This is a genomic window from Enterobacter sp. Res13-Sevr-PEC09-46, from assembly GCF_015672585.1.
In the GTDB taxonomy this organism is placed as follows: Bacteria; Pseudomonadota; Gammaproteobacteria; order Enterobacterales; family Enterobacteriaceae; genus Enterobacter; species Enterobacter hormaechei_C.
In genome coordinates this window covers 72,557-96,099 of record NZ_JADABR010000014.1, presented here as the reverse complement: position 1 = coordinate 96,099, position 23,543 = coordinate 72,557, and the positions used below count along the sequence as shown (strand labels likewise).

Genomic DNA, 23,543 nt, shown 5'->3' with positions numbered 1-23,543 from the left:
TGATATGTATAAAACGATTCTGGTGCCGGTGGATGTATACGAAACAGCGTTGTCTGATAAAGCGCTACAGCATGCCCAATTCCTGGCGCAAAGCGCATCGGGTGATGTCCATCTGCTGTACGTTATGCCAAAGTTCTCGGCAGAACTGACCCGCGGTTTTATTGCAGACGCGAGAAAGATGGATGAATATATGATTAATAATGCTAAAGAAAAACTGGCTGCGCTGGTAAAAAAAATCAACCTGCCGGAAGCAAATGTCCATCTTCATGTTCGCAGCGGGAATATACGTGATGAGGTAATCAAACTGGCGGATGAACTTAACGTCGGTGCGATTATTGTGGGATCGCGTAATCCCAATATTCAAACTCATTTATTAGGGTCAGAGGCGGCGAGTATCGTTCGTTACGCGCATGTTCCTGTTTTCGTTATTCGTTAATGTCATGAAAGCAAGGTGATTTCTGAAAAGAACCCGAGGAAGGAACGATGATAACAGAAAAGCCTCACCGCCCGTATTATCAACAGACCGTTGATGAAACCCTGACAAATATCCAATCCAGCCTCGACGGACTCAGCAGTACAGAAGCGACCGCCAGGCTGGAAAAATACGGCGAAAATGCCTTACCGCAAAAACCGGGTAAACCTGGCTGGCTGCGCTTTCTGGCCCATTTCAACGATGTCCTTATTTACGTTCTTCTGGCGGCAGCGCTGCTGAAGCTGATAATGGGACACTGGGTGGATATGTTTGTCATTCTTGGGGTAGCCATCATTAACGCCCTGATTGGCCATATTCAGGAGAGCAATGCGGAGAAATCGCTGCAAAGTATTCGCAATATGCTCTCCAGCGAGGCTGTGGTCATCCGGCAGGGCAACCATGAAACTATCCCGACGACAGCGCTGGTGCCCGGAGATATCGTCGTGATACGCGCCGGGGATCGCATTCCTGCCGATCTTCGTGTGACAGAGGCGCACAACCTGCGGGTGGAAGAAGCTATTCTCACCGGCGAATCCACGGTAGTGGAGAAGAGCAGCGATGCGCTCCACGGGGAGTTGCCGTTAGGCGACCGTTACAACCTGCTTTATTCTGGCACCACCGTCAGCTCCGGCGGAGGAAAAGGGCTGGTGGTGGCGACCGGTGGAGAGACTGAACTCGGCCATATCAACCAGATGATGTCAGACATTGAAAAACACCGTACCCCATTGATGGTGCAAATGGACAAGCTCGGCAAGACCATTTTTATCACCATTCTGGTGATGATGCTGGCGCTGTTCGTTTTCAGTCTTATCTTCCGTGATATGCCCGTATCAGAGCTGGTGCTGTCGTTGATTAGCCTTGCGGTGGCGGCGGTGCCGGAAGGATTACCGGCCATTATCTCGATCATCCTCTCGCTGGGCGTGCAGGCGATGGCGCGTCGCAAGGCGATTATTCGTAAGCTGCCTACCGTAGAAACGCTGGGGGCGATGACGGTTATCTGCTCGGATAAAACCGGCACCCTGACCATGAATGAGATGACGGTAAAAGCGGTGATTACCGCGGACACCACCTACCGCGTGGAGGGAGACAGCTACGAGCCGGTGGGTACTATTCACCCCGTTGACGATCCGACACCGGTCACCGTGACCCCGGGATCTGTGCTTGAGCGCTATCTGCGCACAGTCGATCTCTGTAATGACAGCCAGCTGATCAAAGATGAGCAGGGGCTGTGGAAAATCACCGGCGGTCCAACCGAAGGCGCGCTGAAGGTGCTGGCGGCCAAAATCCCGCTTCCGGCAATTGACGCCGAGTTGCGCAGTAAAATCCCATTTGATTCGCAATATAAATACATGTCCACTCTCTATCGCCTGGGCGACGAAGAGGTGATGTTAATCACCGGTGCGCCGGACGTCCTTTTCCGTCTTTGCCAGCACCAGCAGACCCAAAACGGGCTGGAGCCGTTCAACCTGCACTACTGGGAAGAGAAGATTGAAGAGTATGCGCGCGAGGGATTGCGCATGGTGGCTGCGGCCTGGAAACCGGCTGCCAGCGGGCAGCGCGAGCTGACGCATGCGGATCTGCAAGAAGGGGTCATACTGCTCGGCATTGCGGGCATGATGGATCCCCCGCGCCCGGAAGCCATTTCGGCCATTGCCGACTGCTTGCAGGCGGGTATTCGCGTGAAAATGATTACCGGGGATCATCCACAAACGGCGATGAGCATTGGACAGATGCTGGGTATTGGCAACGCGGCGAGCGCCATTACCGGGCGCGAGCTGGAGGCGATGGACGACCACCAGCTGAGCGAGGCGGCGCAAAAATACGATATCTTTGCCCGCACCAGCCCGGAAGATAAATTCCGCCTGGTGCAGGCGCTGCAAAGTAAGCAGGAAGTGGTCGGGATGACCGGGGACGGGGTGAACGATGCGCCGGCGCTGAAGCGGGCGGATGTCGGCATCGCGATGGGGATCAAAGGTACTGAAGTCACCAAAGAAGCCGCCGATATGGTGTTAACGGATGATAACTTTGCCACCATTGCCCGGGCGGTCCATGAAGGGCGTCGGGTCTACGACAACCTGAAAAAGACCATTTTGTTCGTTATCCCGAGCAACATCGCCCAGGCCTTACTGATCATTATTGCCCTGCTGGCGGGGAACCTGATCCCACTAACGCCGGTACTGATCCTGTGGATGAACATGGCAACCTCGGCAACGCTGTCGTTTGGCCTGGCGTTTGAAGCGGGTGAGAAGGACATCATGAACCGGCCGCCGCGTAAGTCTAACCTGCATGTGATGGACGGTTATGCCATCTGGCGAGTGGTGTTTGTCGGCCTGATGATTGCCATCAGCGCCTTTGTGCTGGAGGCCTGGCTGCAACCACGCGGCTACTCACCGGAGTTCATTCGCACCGTGTTGCTGCAAACGCTGGTCACCGCCCAGTGGTTTTACATGCTCAACTGCCGCGTCACCGACGGCTTTTCCCTGAGTAAAGGTCTGCTGGCTAACAAGGGGATATGGATCGTGAGCGGCGTACTTCTGGCCCTTCAGCTTCTGATCATCTATGCGCCGTTCATGCAAATGCTGTTCGGTACCGAAGCGCTACCGTTCCGCTACTGGATCATTACCTTCCTGATTGGGTTTGCGATGTTCATGATTGTTGAAGCAGAAAAAGTCCTTACCCGGAGATGGCGCACGACGAAAAGATGACTGAATGAGTAGGCTAAGCCTGCCCACCGGCAGGCTTTCTCTTTGACTGAGTACAGAACACTATGATTCGATTTGCCTCGTTCGTTTTTACGCTTGGTATTCTGGTTCCCGCTGCATCTGCTGTAACCTACCCCCTCCCTCCCGAGGGCAGCCGCCTGGTGGGGGCACCGATCACCATCACCGTGCCTGAGGGCAATACTCTGCCGCTCGAAGCGTTTGCAGCGCAGCACGGACAGGGGTTGAGCAATATGCTGGAAGCCAACCCGGGGGTGGATCCGTTTTTACCGCGAGCCGGAACACAGCTGGTGGTACCCCAGCAGCTTATTCTGCCGCCAACGGTGCGCGAGGGGATTGTGGTGAACGTCGCGGAAATGCGACTTTACTATTATCCACCCGGCAGCAACACGGTTGAGGTGCTGCCTATTGGCATCGGTCAGGCCGGGCGCGAAACGCCGCGTAACTGGGTAACCGCCGTTGAGCGCAAACAGGAAGGCCCAACCTGGTCACCCACGCCAAATACGCGACGCGCTTACGCGAAAGAGGGGAAAACGTTGCCCGCGTTCGTTCCCGCCGGGCCGGATAACCCGATGGGGCTGTATGCCCTCTATATCGGCAGGCTGTACGCGATCCACGGTACCAACTCAAATTTCGGCATTGGTCTGCGCGTCAGCCAGGGCTGCATTCGCCTGCGTAATAACGATATCAAATACCTGTTCGATAACGTTTCGGTGGGGACGAGGGTACAGCTTATCGATCAGCCCTTAAAGGTGACCACCGAGCCGGACGGTAGCCGTTGGGTAGAGGTTCACGAGCCGCTGTCACGCAATCGCGCGGAATTTGAATCGACAAATAAGGTGCCGCTGCCCATTTCAGCCGCACAAAGGACGCAGCTAATAAGTGAAGGGGCGGGCGCTGAGCTGGAACGGCGGTCGGGGATGCCGGTGAAGCTTGCTATGCCCGGTGGCGCTGCGCTTACCGGGCCTACAGGACCGTAGGTCGGGTAAGGCGAAGCCGCCACCCGACAATTTTACAGAACGCAGAATGTAGGTCGGGTAAGCGCAGCGCCACCCGACAAACTGACCGAACGCAGAAAAGCAAAAAGCCTGCTTTAAAAGCAGGCTTTTCAAATTTGGCTCCTCTGACTGGACTCGAACCAGTGACATACGGATTAACAGTCCGCCGTTCTACCGACTGAACTACAGAGGAATCGTGTGAACGGGGCGCATATTATCGACCTGCGTACGCCTTGTCAAAGGATGGATCGCCGACTTTGAACTGTTTGCTGACAAAACCAGCAAAGTGACGTTTTTGCCAACGGAATGCACCATTATTGTGCAGACATACCCCGAATGGGGCAGATCGGAAACCGTTGTCCCCGTCTCAAAACAGGCACCAGTGATTGGCTTTCCTTATTTTCAGCCGCTTAGCAGCGACATACACCCGCTGCAAAAAACTGGCATCCATATTGCAAAACCTGTTTAACAACACAGCCGTTACCGGCACGCTATTTTCGAACAGGGGGCAACATGAACTTAAGACGACTGAAATACTTCGTAAAAATCGTCGATATCGGCAGCCTGACCCAGGCGGCTGAAGTGCTGCATATCGCGCAGCCTGCGCTGAGCCAGCAGGTCGCGACTCTGGAAGGCGAAATGGACCAGCAACTGTTGATCCGCACCAAGCGCGGCGTAACGCCTACCGAAGCGGGAAAAATTTTATATACCCATGCCCGCACGATCCTGCGTCAGTGTGAACAGGCGCAGCTGGCCGTGCACAATGTGGGTCAGACCCTGAGCGGCCATGTCTCCATTGGCCTGGCGCCGGGAACGGCCGCATCGTCTGTCACCATGCCGCTGCTACAGGCAGTGCGCGCGGAGCTACCGGAAGTGCTGGTTTATCTGCATGAGAACAGTGGTTCCGTGCTCAATGACAAACTGCTCAACGGTCAGCTGGATATGGCGGTGCTGTACGATCGCTCCCCGGTTGCCGGGATCACCAGCCAGCCGCTGCTGAAGGAAGATCTTTACCTGGTCGGTACCCGTGATTGCCCCGGTCAGAGCATTGATTTAACCGCTGTGGCAGAGATGAACCTGTTCCTGCCGCGCGACTACAGTGCCGTGCGCGTGCGCGTTGACGAAGCGTTCTCGCTGCGCCGTCTGACGGCCAAAATTATCGGCGAGATTGATTCCATCTCCACGCTGACTGCCGCCATTGCCAGCGGCATGGGTGTAACGGTTCTGCCCGAGTCTGCCGCACGTTCACTGTGCAGCGCGGCGAACGGCTGGATGGCCCGCATCACCACGCCATCCATGAGCTTACCGCTGTCGTTGAATATGTCCGCGCGCGGCTCCCTGTCACCGCAGGCGCAGGCGGTGAAAGAGATCCTGATGTCTCTGGTCAGTAAGCCGTCGCTGGAAAATCGCGAGCTGCAACTCGTCAGCTGATATTCCAAATAAGCATAAGATGCTGGTTTTTATTATTTGTTCTCCAGCCCGCCTGACTCTAACAATAGCCTTATGTCAGATGCGCCGGAGTGAATTGTGAATTTCCAGCAACTTAAAATTATTCGTGAGGCGGCCAGGCGGGATTACAACCTGACCGAAGTCGCCAATATGCTTTACACCTCTCAGTCGGGCGTCAGCCGACATATCCGCGAGCTGGAGGAGGAGTTAGGCATTGAGATTTTTATCCGTCGCGGCAAGCGCCTGCTGGGTATGACCGAGCCAGGCAAGGCATTGCTGACCATCGCTGAGCGCATTCTCAACGAGGCCAGCAACGTTCGTCGGCTGGCGGATCTCTTTACCAACGACGCTTCCGGTGTGCTGACTATCGCCACCACCCATACACAGGCGCGTTACAGCCTTCCGACGGTTATCAAAGCATTTCGTGAGATCTTCCCGGACGTACGTCTCGAACTGATCCAGGGCACGCCGCAGGAAATTGAAGTGCTGCTGCATAACGGTGGGGCCGATATCGGTATCGCCAGTGAACGGCTGAGCAATGACCCGCTGCTGGTGGCGTTCCCGTGGTTCCGCTGGCACCACAGCCTGCTATTACCCGCCGAACACCCGCTGAACCAGGTTTCACCGTTGACGCTGGAAGAGATCGTCAAATGGCCGCTTATCACCTACCGGCAGGGCATTACCGGGCGTTCGCGCATAGATGAAGCGTTCAAGCGTAAAGGGCTCACGCCGGACGTGGTGCTGAGCGCGCAGGATTCCGACGTGATCAAAACCTACGTCGAGTTAGGGCTGGGGATTGGCCTGGTGGCCGAGCAGTCTGGCGGCGAATATGAGGCTGGTAATCTGGTGCGTCTGGATACGCGTCATCTGTTCGATGCGAACACCGTCTGGCTCGGGCTGAAGCGCGGGCAGCTTCAGCGTAACTATGTGTGGCGTTTTATCGAGCTGTGCAATGCGGGGCTCTCCGTAGATGAGATCAAACGCCAGGTGATGGAGCCGGAAGAGGTGGCGATTGATTATCAGATTTAGTTTTTGCCCGGCGGCGCATTGTCTGCCGGGAACGGTAAGAGTGGCTCTAAGTCTTCCTGGGTGATACGTGTACCGGGTTAAATAAAATAATGCCATCCATAAATGAATGGCATTATTATTTTATTTCTTAATGGCTAATTCCTTTTAGACATATTTAAAAAGTGTATCCGGCAGTTAAATAGTAGGCCCACCCCGTAGAGTCTATACGGGTGATCTGCCCTTTGCTATTATATGCTTTACTGCCTTCTTCAAATTGCCCACCATGATAGAAATAACGAAGGGTCGCGCCATAGCTCCAGTGAGAGTAAACTAAGCTGAGGATATGGGTAGAAACTATTGAATCATTAGTACGGGAGTAAAAGGGTTGCTCGCCACCTGATTCGTCTTTTAAGTCTGAGCCAAAATCAAAATTGGTGAAACCGACGTAATTTAGCTTCCCGCCAAACAGTGTAGTTAAAGGAATAGCATATTTTAATTTAAAGCGATATCCATCCCATTCGTTTTCGTTGGCGGCGTTATAATTATTCCCCTGGTATTTAGCGTAGATGTTTGCAGATAAAGTCATCGGTAATCCCGTATCAATATCCGTCCCGATTCCCATATACCAGGTACTTTGACGCTGTCCTTCGTTAGTACCCGCATCATAAATATAGTTGTGAGCAAAATACCATTCTTTAAATGGACCAACGCTCAAATCAAGTCCCGTTAATTTGTCGATGCTAAAACGTGGCTCTATTTCTGTAAAGAATGGCGAGCCATTGTCCCAAATACCAATGTCGTTGTCATTTCCCAAACCAAAAAATTTAGGCAAATCCGCATAGCCGTAAAAATCAAACCAATCCACATGGGCCCACGCACGGTATTCTGGATAGAGATCCGACCTTTTTTGTGGCCCAAAGCGAGTAGAGTTGCTGCCGACTATGTTAATGCTTTGATGCCACCAGTCTGATAGATATTCATTATTACCAGAGTCCGCAAACGCAATCATGGGGAGCATTATCAATGCGCCTGGTAAAAGATATTTCATTTTTTTCATGCGTGTATTTCCTTTAATGGGAGTATGTTGAAAAGCGAGTGGTATTTAAAATACATGTCAGTATTTAATCACTTCTTGTTTAATTCATTTTGCTGCGCTTACATCAGTCACCCTCATTTCATGATCGGGTTTAACTGGGCTATGCGCCTTCACATAATCAATAATTGAATCGGCAGAGGTAGTGCTGTTAATAGTTTTAATATTTTTCCCTTTTAAAAATGCTTCAAATCCATCGCCACCTGTCGCACAAAATGAGTGTGTAGCAACCCGATATATCCTGGTCGGATCTATGGGTTGATTATTGACAGTGAATTTAATGAGACGTTTGCCCAGCGGTTTTGTACTGTCATAGACAACATGAACGCTTTTTGATACTTGCAAAATACCATTGGTGAGATTAGTCGCATGGATCATTAAATCGGTAAGATCTTTTCCGGTAAGATCCATTTCAACCAGGTCATTATTAAACGGGAAGGTGGTAATAACATCGCCGTAGGTTAAATTTCCCTGTGGGAAATCAGCACGTATCCCTCCGCTGTTTTGTAATCCAACGACGGCATCCGGCACTTTTGCCATCATGGCATCAATTATCAAATTACCGACGGGTGATGATTCCCCATATGAACGCGTAAAGTGCGCCGTTGTCGAACCAATAACCTGGCCAGTGATTTTTTTCAGCCTGGCATTCCACTCATCAATTTTAAGCTGTACTTTTGGATCAGGTTTATATTCATCAGCAAATACAGTGATTAATTCACCTTTGTAACTCTCAATTTTCATCGTCTGAGGGTTAAAATCCAATACTAATTTACCAATGTCAGTACCATAGGCATCCGTTGAAACAATGAGAGTGTCATTAACTTTAATCGGTTCTGGCGTCCCTACATGGGCATGGCCTGTGATTAATACATCAATACCCTTAAATTTCTTCGCGGTATCGATATCAGCTTGTAGCATTCTGGCTACGTCTTTGTTTCCATAGCTTGACTGGCGCGCTGGCGTACCTTCATGAATAAGCAGCACGATGATATCTACTTTACCTTTTAAGGCATCAAGCCCTTTTTGAATATAAGGCTCTTCATCACGCGCCTCTGAACCAGCGTAAGCCTTGGCCGCAATCGTGTCATAAAATGCAAATTTCTGATGTACCCCGATTACGCCAATTTTGATGCCATCTTTTTCGACAATCGTCCAGGGGGTATTCCAGACGGGCTTTTCACTGTTGGTATAAAAAACATTACCTAACAAAATGGGGAAGTGTGCTCTTGATAACTGCTTAACCATGTTATCAACGCCATAGTCAAATTCGTGGTTTCCCACTGACACAGCATCAAAGGGCATGGTGTTCATGATATCAATAATGGCTTCGCCTTTGGTCAGGGTACTTATATAGGGCCCGGTAAAGTAATCACCTGCATCAAAGAAAAAAACATCTTTACTTATTTTCTTAGCATCATTGACGATGGTCGCTATATTCGCAAAACCTCCTACCAAACGTTCTTTGTCAACGGTGGGTAGTTTCCCAGGAGAGACATGAGCATGTAGATCGTTGGTATAGTAAATTGTTACATCTTTTGCATGAACTGAGGCGGTTAACGTTGCGAACCAACATAACGTAATCAGGCTCAGCTTTATATTTTTCTTCATAATCAATTCCCTTGAAAAAAACAATAGCTTGAAAAGGGTCCATGTAGAGGTATGAACCCTTAAACGTTTATTTTATTTCAATGCATTCAGCACCAATGCGGCGCCAAAAGCCTGTATGGTAATAACCTTTACTTTTTCACATCAGCAACGCGCATGCCGTTGAGCTGCTCATCCGTAATAGTGTTACCCGCTTTGAAGTAATCGATCACGGCATTAGAAACGTAGTAACCGCCTGTTGTATTACGCGCTTTACCCTCGGTAAAGGTGGTAAAACCATCGCCGCCGTCAGCAAGGAAGCTCTGAGTGGCAATGTGGTAGACTGTCGCATCCTCAATCGGCTTGCCATTAAGGGTAAATACGACGACCCGCTGACCGATTGGTTTACTGCTGTCATACTTCACCTCCAGGCCTTTTGAAACCTGCAAGACGCCATTACTTAAACTTGCGGCATGTTCCATCAACGTGCGTAATTGTTTACCCGTAAGATCCATTGTGGCCAGCTCGTTAGGGAAGGGGAACGTACTGATGACGTCACCCATCGTAATCGCGCCCGACGGGATCTCATTGCGAATGCCGCCCGAGTTGGTCAAGGCTAGCTGAGTATTTTTACCCGCAGCCACCAGTAGAGCGTCCGCAGCCAGATTACCCAGCGGGGCTGATTCACCATACGCGCGCGTCAACTCAACCGGCGACTGCGCCACCGTTTGTTGAACTACTTTATCCAGTTTCTTATTCCAGCCGTCTATAACCTGTTTCGTTTGCGGATCGGGCTTCCACTCATCGGCGTAAATGGTTTTAAGCTCAAAATTTTTCATCGTAAACTGATGCGGCTTCGTGTAGTCCAGTACCAGTTTCCCCACATCAATGCCGCCGCTGTCGGTCGAGAGGATCAGCGTATTGCCAACTTTAATCGGTTCCGGCGTACCGACATGCGCATGTCCCGTAATCAGAATATCCAGACCTTTCACCTGGCTTGCAGTTTGAATATCTTTATCCAGTGCACGTCGTACGTCGGTCCCTCCCATACTGGACTGACGCGCCGGTGTACCTTCATGGACCAGCAATACGGTCAGGTCGACTTTGCCTTTCAGTTCATCCAGATAGCGCTGTAACCACTTAATTTCATCCCGCGCTTCAATGCCTACGCGCGTTGCCGCGGAGACGGTATCATTGAAGGCAAACACGCCGTGCAAACCAATGACGCCAATTTTCACGCCATCTTTTTCGACGATGGTATAAGGTTTATCCCAGAATAATTTGCTGCTGTTCTCATAGAATATGTTGCCCTGTACGACAGGGAATTTCGCCTGGCTTAGCTGTAATAATGTATTATCCCAGCCATGATCAAATTCATGATTACCTATCGTTACAACATCAAACGACATGGTATTCATAATATCAATAATTGCTTTTCCCTTCGTTAAGCTACTAATATAAGGGCCAGTGAAATAGTCACCTGCATCAAAAAACCATGTCGCTTTACTTTTTGATTTTTCCTCTTTTACCAGAGTAGTGATATTCGCCCAGCCACCAATATCCCGTTTGCCGTCAGCAATCCATGGCACTTTATAAGGTTCTACATGAGCATGGAGATCATTGGTATAAAGGATGGTGACGTCCTTAGCGCAGGCCCAAAATGGTAGCGTCGTCAGAATACCCGCAGCGATTAACTTTATCTTCATAAGTCGTTCCTTTCAGTCATATAAAGATTCGCTACTTTACGTTCTGAAAGGATTTTTTATGCGAACCTGCTCACACACTTATGCAAGAGTTATGCGGCAAAATCACCGACCCATTCAAATCGTTGGTGATTAATATTGATTCTGTTTACGATTAATACCTGTAAATCGTTTGGTTGCCGTAATTTAGGGCTGCCAGTCTCAGCATCTGAAGATTACAGTTGGCCAGACTACAGGCTGGGATATCCAGCATTGCACTGCCGGGCATGTGGGAGTTATCCCCCTCTGTTTAATGAACAACAATTTAATGAATGGCTTTTTTCTTGCTTAAGCGCCTATGCCTTAGAAAACGGTTATTTTTGCCCTGAATGTTATTGCCCGAAAACTATTTGTTATGGTTATAACCCACGGGGGACACAGCGCGTTCAGTGCCGCGCCTGCAAAAAAGTCTGGACACCCAAACAGCAAAAGCAAAGAAAAATAGTGTATCCAGAACGTATTGAAACTGTGTCACTGGTTGTACCGTTCCAGGGGAGAATTGCAGAACAGAAATTGTATGTCCTGATCAGTTTTGATGCCATTCGCGGTAATATTATTCATCTCTCCACTAATTTTACTGAGCATCAAAGTGGGGAAACATTACGTTATCACTGGAAGGGAAATATCGAGCCTGATTTGCATCACGCTGATATTGTAAAACGCGTTGATATGCGAGAGACACAATTTCTGCGTCGGAGCCAGTTCGATGAAATACAGTATGGAAGCGCGGCTCTGAAATGTAACGCCAGAGGTTCGATTGTGCGCCCGGTGATAGCGGCTCACGGGCATTTTCGAATACTGAATCTCCTCTTTCCTGAGGTAAAGATGCATGTTATTTCACACGAATGCTTTCTTCGGGGAGCAGTCATTACCGCCTGGGCAAATTTGTTTCGCCTGGGGCAAGGTGAAATGTGGTTTATAGAAGAAGAAATCAACGATAATGATAGTGATATACCCTGGAATTTTCAGAGAACGTCACAGCATGGCTGGTGGCAAAGTCAGTGGCAGCTTTGGGAGCAGGGAAGAAACCGTAAGATGGTTTGCCCATTAACAGGGGGGGATAGCAGTAACGCTAAAAGGCTCTCTTTAACGGCCAGCAGGTGCTTTATCAACTGGCTATATAAACAAACGCATTTTAGTCGCAGCGCGCAACTATCCGCAGGGCGGGTGACGCAAATACTACTTTCCCTGGCGCAAGACTATAACGATAAATTTACATTAGCGCCTTCAGGTATGAATAATGGCTCAATCTTTTCGGCGATGAAGTCATGACCTGTGCGCTTCGTATATAGCATCAAGGGGTCATGGCTCGACATGACCCCCTATTAACATATACAGTGATCAATTGCATCTGTTCCAGATTGTTACATCATTTGATTAATTTGCATAAATAGATGCCGCAGTGATGACGTCAGTAAGCTCCGTTTCATTAAATAATCTTGCACGGTAGGCCTCCCCTGGGTATTGAGGAGCGCCATCAGATAAAGAAATCACATCATAGATAGAGGCAACCATATTACCGTCTACGTCACTGATAAAGAATGAGCGCGCATGGCAGGTAAAAATAGTGAAATAATCACCATGATCAAACACGCCTCCCATAAAGTCGGTCCATTGGAGGATAGGCGTCGTTGGGAGTTCAACAGGCGCATGAATCTCAACAGCGGTGCCTGCTGCTAAGTCGACCGCATAGAACAGAATGCGGGCTGGATCTGTTTGATAGGGGTCCGACGTCGCTGCGTCATTTATCGGACGAATAACGGGGTTGCCATTTTCATCTACGCAAGATCGGTTATCGAACACTGATAAGACAAATTTTCCTGCGGTAGGATCGATACTGGCAGAAAAAGCACTATTATTCGTAATGCACACCGTATGGGCACCATTTTCAAAATGAGTAATACCCGAATTATCAATATGAATAGTCGCTTGTTTTGCCGGGAACTGAGGGTTGAAATTACCTGTGTCGATTGCCCACAAGATACTGCCATCAACGATAGAGATACCAAAAGTTGTACTCGTTGTGCGAGAATGGACAATAATGGCTTCTTCGTTATTTGGGCTGCTTGCAATCCATGTAAGAGAGTTAAAATGGACATCATTAGGCGTATTGTTATTCAGAATTTGAGAACCACTATATTCGCTGGTATAGTTTTTCGCCCAAATCATTTTCCCTGTCTGATCGTTAAATTTCAGAACCAGCGCATCTTGCGCCATCGTGTTGGTTAGTCGGTTAGGGCTATCGGTGCCAAACATATAAATGTCGCCCGCGGAGTCCCAGACTACATCATGAGTATTTGCATAGTGATTGCCATCAGCATCACGCATGTCGAATTCAAGGACGACATTGCCCATGATATCAATTTTGAAAAAGCTACGGCCGTACCACGCCATATCTTCGTCGCTGCCGGTATAGAGGTAGCCATTGTGGATCCGCAGCGGTTGGAGATGATAAACCGATAAGAAGTTAAAACGCAGGTCACCATTTTGGTCATAACCTCGGCCAGTGGATTCCATTAACCAACTGTTTCCCCATACAGAGGTAAATAGTGCAGGATCGGTTTGCTCAATATCGAGGTGGAAGATGACAGATGTATCATATTCCTGATCTTCTGTACTGATGATAAATGGCTGATTGAAAACTTCAGTACCCGTGTCATCCTTAAATACGACCTGCACACTGTTTGCATATTGCGCATAAAGACCAATAACAGGGATTTTAATGGTTTGAGTAACACCATAAATGAGATCCGATGTATAGGTAAAATCTACGCTGGTTGGACTGGTCGTCCTTTTTGTAACAGTGTAAGAATAACTTACCGGGGTATCTGAGGTAAAATAAAGGTATGCAGCGAGCTGGTTGTCGGCTGGTGCAAGTTCAGTTTTAATATAAGTAATTGTCATGATGGTATTCCTTTTATTTCATTCAATAAGATATATGGTTTTTTTGTCAGCGCAATTAAGCATCGCCTGTATAAATAACGAGTAAATAAACGCCTGACGGATAATTTTGTGCTGTGATAATTAAAAGCGATTTTGTATTCTCATTCTCCTATTATAAAATTTATGTAAAAAGAACATGGTTAATCATCCGGAAAATAACGATGCGCTGTATTCTCTGCGGAAATATACATGTCAAAAGTGTTAGGTTCTATTCAGGATACATCTTTCGTGATAGCTGAAAATGAACGCCATCCTTTATTTCCGTCCAGTTGCCACCCCACTCAATATCAACTGATAACTCCTTAGCGGCCTGAAAAACAGCCGTTGCAATTGTCTGATAATGTTTAAAATCCCATGAAACGGTACCGTTGATGACCGCGAATACATCGACGGCGTGCCCCGTTAAATGCCTGCTTTTAGACGTTAAGGATTTCCCTGATGCTAATAGCTCAAGCTGTCGTTTTTGGTTTCTTACCCCTTCAGAAATACCGAAGTCAACAGGCGATAATTTCAATGCTTTTCTCATCACCTCCGAAAGATCTTTATGTACTCCTTTAAGGTTCTTTTCAGTCTTTCTACTAAATTCATGATTTATCATTACTATCTCCAGAGATTTTCTTCCAGTAATAATTAAGAGCAACAACACCCATTGCACCTGATATACCGCTGACTGCAAGTGAAGTATGAAATACTGAACCAAGGCTTTGTGACATCAACCCAGCAAGTACACCGGTAAATCCTGATACAATAATTTGTGCTAACGCAGAAAATAAACTTCTTCCCGACTGGCCAGACTTAACGTCAAGGAGATATCTGACAAGTCCTCCCCACGCGCCAAATAATATTATGTAAAGCCAGCTAAAAAATGCATTTGATGATGGGTCTTTCCATGGCAAAGCAATTACCTCCATAGGGTATATAAGTAAAAAACTTTAGCTCTTGATGAGATTATTTTTCCTGGTCTAACGATTTGCTTTTGCTATGCGGTAAATAATAAACGTTGAGCAATCCCGTTTTGTGATGAATATCACACGGAATGTAATTAATAGTTTTTGCCGATCGATATTTGATGAATGATAGTTATGTGTTATTAATATTAATGATTCTATTTATTAGTGGAATATATAACAGGGACAGGTGAGGAGGTGGGGGTAAACACTAAAACGGCAACGGGCGCCGTCCTGCATTTCTCATGCGCTGAAAAGCAAAAAGCCTGCTTTAAAAGCAGGCTTTTCAAATTTGGCTCCTCTGACTGGACTCGAACCAGTGACATACGGATTAACAGTCCGCCGTTCTACCGACTGAACTACAGAGGAATCGTGTGAACGAGGCGCATATTATCGACCTGCGTGCGCCTTGTCAAAGGGGAAAACATCGTTTTTGTTCGTTTGCCGAGAATTTCAGCAAACCGATGATTTAATAGCAAATTTGCTTTCAAATTGCACAGCAAAATGCGCCGCCCGCAGGCGGCGCGCAGGATCAGAACAGAACGGAGTAGTTCAGGCCAAACGTACGTCCACGGCCTTTATAAGTATAAAGACCCGGTGAGCCATAGGTTGGGCTATACAGCCCCGGTGCGCGCTGGCCCCAGGCGGTGGTGTAGTCTTTGTCCAGCAGGTTTTCCACGCTGAAGCTGACTTTGCCCACCGGCAGGGCGTAGCTGCCCAGGAAATCAACGGTATTATAGCCATCAATCTTCTTACCGTCGGCGTCAGACACGTCGAAGGTTTGTGTGCTCTGCACGCGCAGGGCCCAGTCGCCCGGCGCCCAGTTAACCCATGCGCTGGCTTTAGACGGGCTGGCGCTGTCGACCGTCAGCTTCTCCCATTTCCCGTTTTCACGCGTTTCGGACTTGATGGCGTTAAAGTTCGCCCCGGTGCTCCAGTCGCTGTCGGTGAAGAAATAGTCCACCTGGCCTTCAACCCCGTAGATACGACGTTTGTCGTCCTCCAGGTTGATGGTCATGTCGCTCTTGTTGATGGTGATGGTTTTATCCGAGAGCGAGTAGTACGCCGCCACCTGGGTACGCAGGTTATCGCCGGTGAAGCGCCAGCCCAGCTCGTAGGCATTGACCTTAATACCGTCCAGCGTTGAGTCGTTCACGTTGACGCTGTTTTGCAGGCGATAGTGACCATCGACCAGCTGATAGGTGCCGGAGCCGTAGTACTTCGCCAGGTCCGGGATCTCGAAGCCCTGGGAGAAGTTAAACCACAGCTGCTGCTGTTCGGTAAGACGTCCAAGGATCCCGGCGTTAAACAGGAAGTTGTTGTAGTCGGTTTTCCCGCCCGGCACCGCGTCAGCGGAGGTCGCTTTGCCCGTGGCGATTGCCTGCTGCTGGGCGTAGCCGACAAAATCGTCCACCTTGTTTTCGGTGTACTGGTAACGCACGCCGCCGCTCAGGGTGATGGCGTCAATGTCATAGCTGGCTTGCAGGAACGGCGCGAGGTTGGTAATGCTGTAACCCGGATAACGGCCCACGTTGTAGGCATTGTCCAGCTCCATGCCGCCGCTCGCCGCCGCTTTGCTCAAGTCAAAGAACTGCTGGTTGGCATCGAATGTTTCGTGGTCGGCATCCACACCCCAGGTGAGGGTCAGGTCGTCCATCGGCTTGCTGTTTAGCGTCAGCTTGCCGCCGTAAAAATCGGTTTTCTGCTGGGACGCGCCAATGCTGGTCACCGCGCCTTTGCTCAGCGTCGGGAACGGGTAGTAGGTCAGGCTCTCGTCACGGTAGTAAATCTGCGCAACCAGATCCTGACCCCAGAAATCGGTGTTCGAGTATTGCAGGTTGATCAGGTGACGCTCTGTGCCCGGGATACGGTCAGAGTTCAGGTTATCTTTATTATAGGCTTTGGCATCGCCCGTGACCGCAGCGAAATTCTCCCCAAGGAACAGGCCGTGCTTGCCGTCGGATTCGCTCTTGTAGTACTGCGTGGTTAACTGGAGCTGCTGATGATCGTCGATGTTGATGGTGCCTGTCCCCATCACGTCGATACGGTCGGAATACTGCAAGCCGGTCTGGGTGTTATCGATAATCACCTCGTCGCCGTTGCCGTCATACCAGCCGCCGTAGCGCTGATAGGAGACCGACAGACGGCCAGAGGCGTTGTCATTGCCGCCGCTCACGGCTGCGGAGACGTTCTCATCATGGTCGTTATGGCTGTTAAACCCGCTTTTTGCCCCGGTCTGGAATTCCACTTCGGTCTCCGGCTGGCCTTTTTTGGTGACGATGTTCACCAGACCGCCGGTACTGCCGCCGCCGTACAGCGAGGTGGCGCCGGAGATCACTTCGATGCGGTCAATGTTGAACGGATCGATAGAGTCGAGCTGGCGGCTGTCGCTGCGGGAAGAGTTCAGACGTACGCCGTCCACCATCACCATCATGGAGCGACCGCGCAGGTTCATGCCGTAGTTGGTACGTCCCTGGCTGCTGACGTCCATGCCGGGGATCAGCTGGGCCAGCACGTCTTTAATCTCTTTCCCGCCCTGAACCTGCTGCTCAATTTCCGCCCGCTCAATAACCCAGGTGGTTTGCGCCATCTCTGCCACGCTGCGATGTGCCCGGCTGGCGGAGACCACAATATCTTCTTCCTTTTGTTCTTCCGCCCACGCAGAGGTAGAAAGCATGGCAAGCAAGCACGGATTTAAAACCCAAAGATGAGAACGTTTCATTGTTATGTTGATCCTGAATGTGTGTGTCAGTACTCGGTGGTCTTCATTAATGTTTTAAAAACCTGGCTGCTCTCCGGGCTGGTGGTGCTCCGCCAGTGGATCACGCCGGGGGTGGTTGCCAGCTCAAACGGCTCGTCATCGTGAGCGCGATTCAAAATTCGCGCCGCGCGCCAGGCCATCAGGCTGAGCTGGGGTTCGGCAATACCGAGACGGTGCATCCCGGCATTGACGGCAAACAGGCGGTTGCTCTGCGGGCCGTCCCATTCAAGGGTGAAATCGTTGTTGATGCAGAAGGCTTCATTCTCATCCAGACGCAGTCGGGAAGAGAGCGGGGCGAGAAACGCGGGCTGCACGGCGCGGTAGCCGGTGGCGAAAATCACCACGTCGCTCTCCAGCTGTTCGCGCCCGCCGTCCAGGTGATGCTGGATGCTGAGGCGATGTCCGGTTTCCTGGCGCGTCAGCGCCGTCACCGAGCGGGACGGCATCAGATGCGCCCAGGGTTTTTCGCGCAGCACTTCGAAGCGGTGATACATGGCGCGATAGATGGCCAGCAGCGACTCCGTGGTGATCCCGTCGGAGGTCATCTTCTGCTCCTGCAACATCTGACGTCGGGCGTCGTCACCAAAGGTCGAGAAGCTGTCCACGTACTCCGGCGTGAAATACTCGTTAGCAAACGCGGCTTCATCCAGCGCGTTGTAGTTGTTGCGGCGCGACACCCAGTTGAGGCTCAGCGGCTGCCCCCATTCCCCACGGAAGATATTTAAAAACAGATCCGCACCGCTCTGGCCGCCGCCGACGACGGTGACGCGCTTGCCCGCTAAATCCGGCGTGCGCAGCATCATTTCGCTGGCGTGGAAGCAGGTGTCGTCCTGCGCGGTGACGCAGTCTGGGAGATTGATCTGCTTCCCAATCCCCACGCAGACGTGGCGCGCCAGGAAGCGATCCCGCTGGGTCACGACCTCAAACAGGCCGTTTTGCTCATCAAAGCTGACCTGCTGTACCTGCTGGCTGAAGGCCAGGTTAGTGAGGTTATCCGCCGCCCAGCACAGGTAGTCGGCAAACTCCTCGCGCGACACGGTGCGCTGCTCGGTGGTGAGGAAACGGTAGAACTTTTTGCGCTGTACCAGATAGTTCAGAAAGCTGTGGCGGTTGGTAGGCTCCACGGCGCTGACCAGATCCTTCAGGAAGCTGGTCTGCATATGGCAGTCCGGCACCATCATCCCCGGGTGCCAGGAGAAGTGCGGCTTGCGTTCAAGAAACAGCGAGCTAAAACCGTCCAGCCCCTCTGCCAGCGCGGCAATACTGAGGTTGAACGGACCGATACCAATGCCGATGAAATCATAGGTTTTCATTGCGCTGACTCCTGGGAGACCAGAAAAAGAGGGTTATCAAGATCGCAGACGTAGTTCGGCAGCATGCGGCTGCCGCCGTCGTGTTCAGAGAAGGTCAGTTTGACCGGGTTGAGGATCACGCGAATAATCTGCGGCTTAAACAGGTCGAATTTGGCGAAGCGCGCCGCAAGATCCGGATGGGCGGCCATATAGCGACGTAACACCAGCGCCAGGATCTGATAGAAGCGGGTTTCGCTCACGCCGCATTGCAGGGTGAGGCGGGATATAAAGCGCAGTACCGTGACAAAGTTGCCGGTTTGCAGGTCGTGGATGATGTAATCCGCGCTGAGGCGCGCCGTCACCGCTTTTACCTGCTCCGGCAGGCTCTGCATCTGCGGGAAATCTTCATCCACCAGGCGCATGTCGCCCTGGAAATCCTTCAGCAAAATGCGCTGCGGAACGTAATCTTTCATCACCAGCGTGACGTTCTGGCCGTGGGCGATGAGCGCCACCCCGTAGCGACAGAGCAGGTGATAGAAGGGGATCACCGTCGCCTCAAACAGCTTTTCCAGCCATGCGTCAGCGGTTAACCCCGAGCGTTTGATCCACGCGTCAATCAGCGGGCGCCCCTGGTTATCGGTTTCCATCAGCGCCGCCATCAGCACCGCCTGTTCGCCATCCTGTAAATAGCAGGATGGGTTCTCGCGCCAGATCACCCCCAGCATCTCCTGATAGCGGTACGGCGCCTCAGGCAATGCGGCATAACCCGGATGCGACAGATATCCGGCTGCGGGTTCGCCAAGCACCTGCGCCCCGGAGTGAATCAGCGTGGCATCGCTGGCGAACTGCTGCTGTAGCCAGCGCGAGGCCAGCGGACCGGCGGCGATATACTTGCCCGGAATACCGCGATAGCAGGAGGTGTTGTAGATGGTCAGCGGCAGCTTGATGTCATACGGCGTGCGACGGCTGGCGTTGGTCAGCGTGCGCAGGGACTGCTGCGCCAGATACTCATCGCCGAACTCACCCAGCTCTACCATCTCACCGCGCGCGAGCTGCGCCAGGAAATGAATGGCAATTTTTTGCTGCCACTGCCACGGGTGCAGCGGCACCGGCAGCCAGCTGTCGTCCAGATCCAGCTCCTGCCAGCGGGCGTCGAACCGCTCGCGCTCGGCATCGTCCATGGCGCTGGAGAGCAGGGCGTTAATATCGCAATCGGCGTCGCTGCTCCAGACCAGACGCTCGCGCTGCACGGCGACCCAGTGCAGGCGGAAACGCCCGCGATATTCCGGCGCGTACAGGCGCAGGGCATCCAGCCCCCAGCCGCGGCGTCCCTTGTTGAAAATAAACTTCGGGTGACCGCGCATCAGGCACTGTAGTTCGTCCGGGTCGAGGTGGATCAGCGCATCGGCATCCAGCGTTTCACGCGCCTGCAACAGCTGCATGTCACCCCGCAGCGTGGCGTAGAGATCTTCCATGTGCTCCGCCGTTTGCGCGTCGCTCATCTCCAGCACGGTGGCCAGTTGCAGCAGCGCGTTTTCCGCTTCGACCGCCGCGCCGCTGGTGGTGGTCAGGGTATCAGGGTCAATATGCAGCCAGCCCCATATCCCACGCGTGGCGCGAAACTGCCAGCACGCGTTGCCCATACTGATGCGCCAGTTGTCCGCCGTAACCGGCTCGGCGCGCAGGGTGCGTTCATATTCCAGTTCGGCGAGGATCTTCGCCACCATCTCGCGGTTCACTTTCTGCCAGAGTGCGTTCACAGTTCCACCTCGTGGAAGAAGCGATGACGCTCGCTCATGATGAGACGGGAGCGTTTGTGCGGGAAGTCGAACTCTTTCACCGTGTCGAAACCAGCGGACGCCAGATGGCGGAACAGACGCTGGTTGTCGAAGCGCGGCTCGGCCACAATGCGCGCCGTGCGCGGTTCATCGAGATACAGATAGTGGCTAAGGCCGCGCAGCCAGCTGCGGATATACTGCGCCCCGCGCCAGTTCTCTTCGCCCACCAGCATGTGCAGCCCACGGTCAAACGGCTGCCAGCGATAGTGGCGGCCAATGCGGTCTTCTGCCGCCCAGTAGAGTTCAAAATAGCCGAACGGCTGATCGTCAAAGCAGCCGATCACCGGATAGCAATAGGTCGAGTCGAGCTGGCGACGCAGGTAGTTCTCCTGCTCGGCCTGCGGACCGGCCATCTCCCAGAAGGCATTGACGCGCGGGTTGTTCATCCAGCGGGTAAAACGCTCGCCGTCCAGCGCCACGTCCGCCACGCGGAAGCTCAGGGTGCGCTTAATCTGCGGATCGTAACGGCGGTACACCTCGCCCTGCGGGCGGTGAGGGCGCAGCGGGAAGTACAGCTGACGGCTTTCATCAAACTGCATTTCGCCGCTCGCCTGCGGACGTTCGCCTTTCAGCCACAGCGGCAGCTGCCAGAAAATTTCACGCGCCAGATAATCTCCGTGAACGAGGCTAAACAGCGCCTGCGCCTGAGGTTCATCCTGCCAGGCTGCCCACGGCAGGGTAATGCCGGTCAGGGCGGGCGCGGCAACAAACAGCTGGTCGAGGGCGTCCACCAGCCAGCCGTCCGGGAGCCCGGTCAGCCGCTCCAGCACCGCGCTGCCGTCGAGACCCAGCGTCAGCGGCAGGTTTTGTTCCGTGACCGTGCAGCGAAAGCCGTAGCCGGAATGGACGATATTCGCGTTTGCCATCACGCCTTCTCCTTATAAAACGGGTTGCTAAAGTCGAAATAGATCACCGCCGGATCGACGATGGTGTTTTCGTTGCGATCGTGCAGGTAGCAGAAGAAGTTGCCTTTGCAGTTCCAGGTCGGGCTGTCGAGCACGTAATCGAGGCAGCGGGTCTGCTTCGCCGTGGTGCGCAGTTCGGCCAGCGCGTCACGCACGCGGGACATCAGGTTCTCTTCGCTGTCGAAACCGGCGGCGGCGAGCGCGGCGGTGACGGCAAGGGTAGAGTTCAGCAGCAGGTAATAAGGGAAGTAGCGCAGCAGCTGGCTCTCACCGAAGCGGTTTTCCACCTCGGTTTCACCTGCCTCTTTCAGCCACGCGTCGGCCCCTTCGGTCCAGGCGCTGCCCTGGCAGTCGCGGTAGATCAGCCCAACGGGGAAATCCTGCTGCATCTCAACGAGGATATTTTGCTGGTGCGCCAGCAGGACCAGACCGTAGTCCGCCTCGGCGCTGAACAGCGGAAGCAATACCCGGTCGCAGTAAGCGTCCAGCCAGCAGCGCGCGGCCTGGGCGAGCGGGAGATCCAGACGCTGGCTCAGACGACGCACCGCCGCGGCGAGCAGGCTGTCGCCGCCGTCCGGCGCGGCCTGGGTCAGGCTCACCAGCACGTTGGTTTGCGTTTCAGGGGTATCGAACAGCAGGTTGACGCGCAGGGCCATCAGGCTCTCTTCCTGAATGACGCCGTGCTCATCGCGCAGCCCCGCCCAGCCATCCTCCTGCATCACGCGCATGGTCGGGTAGCGCGCCTGGAGTTCCTGCCAGCGTGCCGTTTTCGCCAGCCGTGCCAGGCGCATGCCGCGCTTAACCTCTTTCACCGACAGCGTGCGCACGGAGTTGGTCAGCCGCACGCTCAGGGAAAACTTAATCATGTCGCTGTTGGTTTCGCTGTACAGCGAGCGGGAAGAGCTGGTGGGCAGCCATTGCGCACCGGCTTCGCCCAGATCGCGCAGGGCGCCTTTTTCTACCAGACGCTGGCACCAGTCCTGCTCCAGCAGATAGTCGGCCTGCCACGGGTGCATCGGCAGCAGCCAGCAGGTGTCGGTGAAGTGACCGAGAAGGGCCGGCGCGCTCTGCGCTGCAAAGCGCAGCAGACGTTCCCGCAGGGAGACATTCAGGCTGTCGCCGGTAATCAGCTCATGCTCAACCGCAAACCAGCGCAGCGGGAAGCGGGAGGCGAAATCCGGCAGATAGCGACGCGCCTCGGCCTCGTTGAACGGCTCGTGCGACTTTGGGGCAGGATGAAAAGCATGGCCGACCAGCAGCGCCTGTTCCGCTTCGGCAAACGTCAGCGGCTTATCGCGCAGGTTTGCCCAGTTGTGGCGTAAATCAATGGCCTGCCAGGTGTGCGTATGGCTTTCCAGGACGCGCTGCTTAAAGCGAGCCAGCGTATCGGCATCCAGCTCGCCTTTTACCGTCTCTTTTTGAAGAATGAAATCAATCAGTTGATGAAATGTGACCGTGTCACCGCCGTCGCTGTCGGCCTGAATCAGCGTTGCCGGAAAACGATACTGGTGATGCTGCGTGGGGGAGAAATAGCGTACCGGAACCCGAATGGCCTGGGTTGGGGAGAGCGGGATATGAATCTGTGATAACTCATCCGCACGGGTTGCGGGAAGATAATGCCAGTCCTTCGTTTCGCGCAGCAGCGCGTTCAAAAAACACTGGGCCGCAACATCTGTACCGGCGGAGCGGGGCAGAGTACGCATAGTTGTACCTCATTCCATGACTGATAATAATTCTCGTTATGATATTCATTCTGTTTACAGTGGCAACTATTTTTGCAATATTTGT

The 23,543-nt window shown here is 52.4% G+C and carries 17 protein-coding genes and 2 tRNA genes; 6 read left to right on the top strand and 13 right to left on the bottom strand.

Going from position 1 to position 23,543, the window contains the following annotated elements:
* Window positions 1–4: 4 nt before the first annotated feature.
* From IMQ56_RS08045 to ldtA, 3 genes are all read left to right on the top strand, one after another.
* Window positions 5–436 carry a universal stress protein gene (locus IMQ56_RS08045; RefSeq protein ID WP_023303952.1) on the top strand — a complete coding sequence of 144 codons (432 nt, stop codon included), beginning with the start codon at window positions 5–7 and terminating at the stop codon, window positions 434–436.
* A gap of 47 nt (window positions 437–483) precedes the next feature.
* Window positions 484–3,177 (top strand): cation-transporting P-type ATPase, encoded by a 2,694-nt coding sequence (locus IMQ56_RS08040; RefSeq protein WP_015572411.1) that lies wholly within the window; start codon window positions 484–486, stop codon window positions 3,175–3,177.
* Between the two features lie 62 nt (window positions 3,178–3,239).
* Entirely contained in the window at window positions 3,240–4,172 is a 933-nt protein-coding gene (gene ldtA, locus IMQ56_RS08035; RefSeq protein ID WP_015572412.1) for a L,D-transpeptidase, read from the top strand.
* 135 nt (window positions 4,173–4,307) lie between these two features.
* Here ldtA and IMQ56_RS08030 read toward each other — a convergent pair.
* A tRNA-Asn gene (locus IMQ56_RS08030) sits at window positions 4,308–4,383 on the bottom strand.
* Window positions 4,384–4,703: 320 nt separating this feature from the next.
* Here IMQ56_RS08030 and nac point away from each other — a divergent pair.
* Both nac and cbl read left to right on the top strand, forming a co-directional pair.
* Window positions 4,704–5,621, top strand: coding sequence for a nitrogen assimilation transcriptional regulator NAC (gene nac / locus IMQ56_RS08025; protein ID WP_003859531.1), 918 nt, complete (start codon window positions 4,704–4,706; stop codon window positions 5,619–5,621).
* A gap of 96 nt (window positions 5,622–5,717) precedes the next feature.
* Entirely contained in the window at window positions 5,718–6,668 is a 951-nt protein-coding gene (cbl, locus tag IMQ56_RS08020) for an HTH-type transcriptional regulator Cbl (RefSeq protein ID WP_017383311.1), read from the top strand.
* Between the two features lie 154 nt (window positions 6,669–6,822).
* On the opposite strand, the gene IMQ56_RS08015 is transcribed toward cbl, so the two are convergent.
* The 3 genes from IMQ56_RS08015 to IMQ56_RS08005 form a co-directional block, all read right to left on the bottom strand.
* Window positions 6,823–7,704, bottom strand: coding sequence for a nucleoside-specific channel-forming protein Tsx (locus tag IMQ56_RS08015; RefSeq protein ID WP_039270462.1), 882 nt, complete (start codon window positions 7,702–7,704; stop codon window positions 6,823–6,825).
* Window positions 7,705–7,788: 84 nt separating this feature from the next.
* A complete protein-coding gene (locus IMQ56_RS08010; RefSeq protein WP_180240593.1) occupies window positions 7,789–9,351 on the bottom strand; it encodes a bifunctional UDP-sugar hydrolase/5'-nucleotidase in 1,563 nt (520 codons plus the stop codon).
* A gap of 128 nt (window positions 9,352–9,479) precedes the next feature.
* Window positions 9,480–11,033, bottom strand: a complete 1,554-nt coding sequence (locus IMQ56_RS08005) for a bifunctional UDP-sugar hydrolase/5'-nucleotidase (protein WP_032648835.1) — start codon at window positions 11,031–11,033, stop codon at window positions 9,480–9,482.
* Window positions 11,034–11,165: 132 nt separating this feature from the next.
* On the opposite strand from IMQ56_RS08005, the gene IMQ56_RS08000 reads away from it, so the two are divergent.
* Window positions 11,166–12,341 (top strand): cytoplasmic protein, encoded by a 1,176-nt coding sequence (locus tag IMQ56_RS08000; RefSeq protein ID WP_085939390.1) that lies wholly within the window; start codon window positions 11,166–11,168, stop codon window positions 12,339–12,341.
* Between the two features lie 105 nt (window positions 12,342–12,446).
* Here IMQ56_RS08000 and IMQ56_RS07995 read toward each other — a convergent pair whose 3' ends face one another.
* From IMQ56_RS07995 to IMQ56_RS07955, 9 genes are all read right to left on the bottom strand, one after another.
* Window positions 12,447–13,973 (bottom strand): aryl-sulfate sulfotransferase, encoded by a 1,527-nt coding sequence (locus tag IMQ56_RS07995; RefSeq protein ID WP_017693119.1) that lies wholly within the window; start codon window positions 13,971–13,973, stop codon window positions 12,447–12,449.
* A gap of 247 nt (window positions 13,974–14,220) precedes the next feature.
* The gene (locus IMQ56_RS07990) at window positions 14,221–14,610 is read right to left on the bottom strand and encodes a M15 family metallopeptidase (RefSeq protein WP_032654154.1); all 390 of its coding nucleotides are present in this window, start codon (window positions 14,608–14,610) and stop codon (window positions 14,221–14,223) included.
* Complete coding sequence (locus tag IMQ56_RS07985; RefSeq protein WP_017693121.1) at window positions 14,597–14,923, bottom strand: phage holin family protein; 327 nt, start codon at window positions 14,921–14,923, stop codon at window positions 14,597–14,599. Before IMQ56_RS07985 ends, IMQ56_RS07990 begins: the two co-directional genes overlap by 14 nt.
* Window positions 14,924–15,252: 329 nt before the next feature.
* Window positions 15,253–15,328, bottom strand: a tRNA-Asn gene (locus tag IMQ56_RS07980).
* Between the two features lie 163 nt (window positions 15,329–15,491).
* On the bottom strand, window positions 15,492–17,681 hold the full coding sequence (locus IMQ56_RS07975) for a TonB-dependent siderophore receptor (protein ID WP_032654151.1): 2,190 nt from the start codon (window positions 17,679–17,681) through the stop codon (window positions 15,492–15,494).
* Window positions 17,682–17,707: 26 nt separating this feature from the next.
* Window positions 17,708–19,033 (bottom strand): SidA/IucD/PvdA family monooxygenase, encoded by a 1,326-nt coding sequence (locus tag IMQ56_RS07970; protein WP_048247129.1) that lies wholly within the window; start codon window positions 19,031–19,033, stop codon window positions 17,708–17,710.
* Entirely contained in the window at window positions 19,030–20,772 is a 1,743-nt protein-coding gene (gene iucC, locus IMQ56_RS07965; protein WP_277950793.1) for an aerobactin synthase IucC, read from the bottom strand. The genes IMQ56_RS07970 and iucC overlap by 4 nt, the downstream gene beginning before the upstream one ends.
* Entirely contained in the window at window positions 20,769–21,716 is a 948-nt protein-coding gene (locus tag IMQ56_RS07960; RefSeq protein WP_090278763.1) for a GNAT family N-acetyltransferase, read from the bottom strand. The genes iucC and IMQ56_RS07960 overlap by 4 nt, the downstream gene beginning before the upstream one ends.
* Window positions 21,716–23,458: an IucA/IucC family protein gene (locus IMQ56_RS07955; protein WP_047728034.1), complete on the bottom strand. Its 1,743-nt coding sequence runs from the start codon at window positions 23,456–23,458 to the stop codon at window positions 21,716–21,718. The genes IMQ56_RS07960 and IMQ56_RS07955 overlap by 1 nt, the downstream gene beginning before the upstream one ends.
* Window positions 23,459–23,543: the final 85 nt, after the last annotated feature.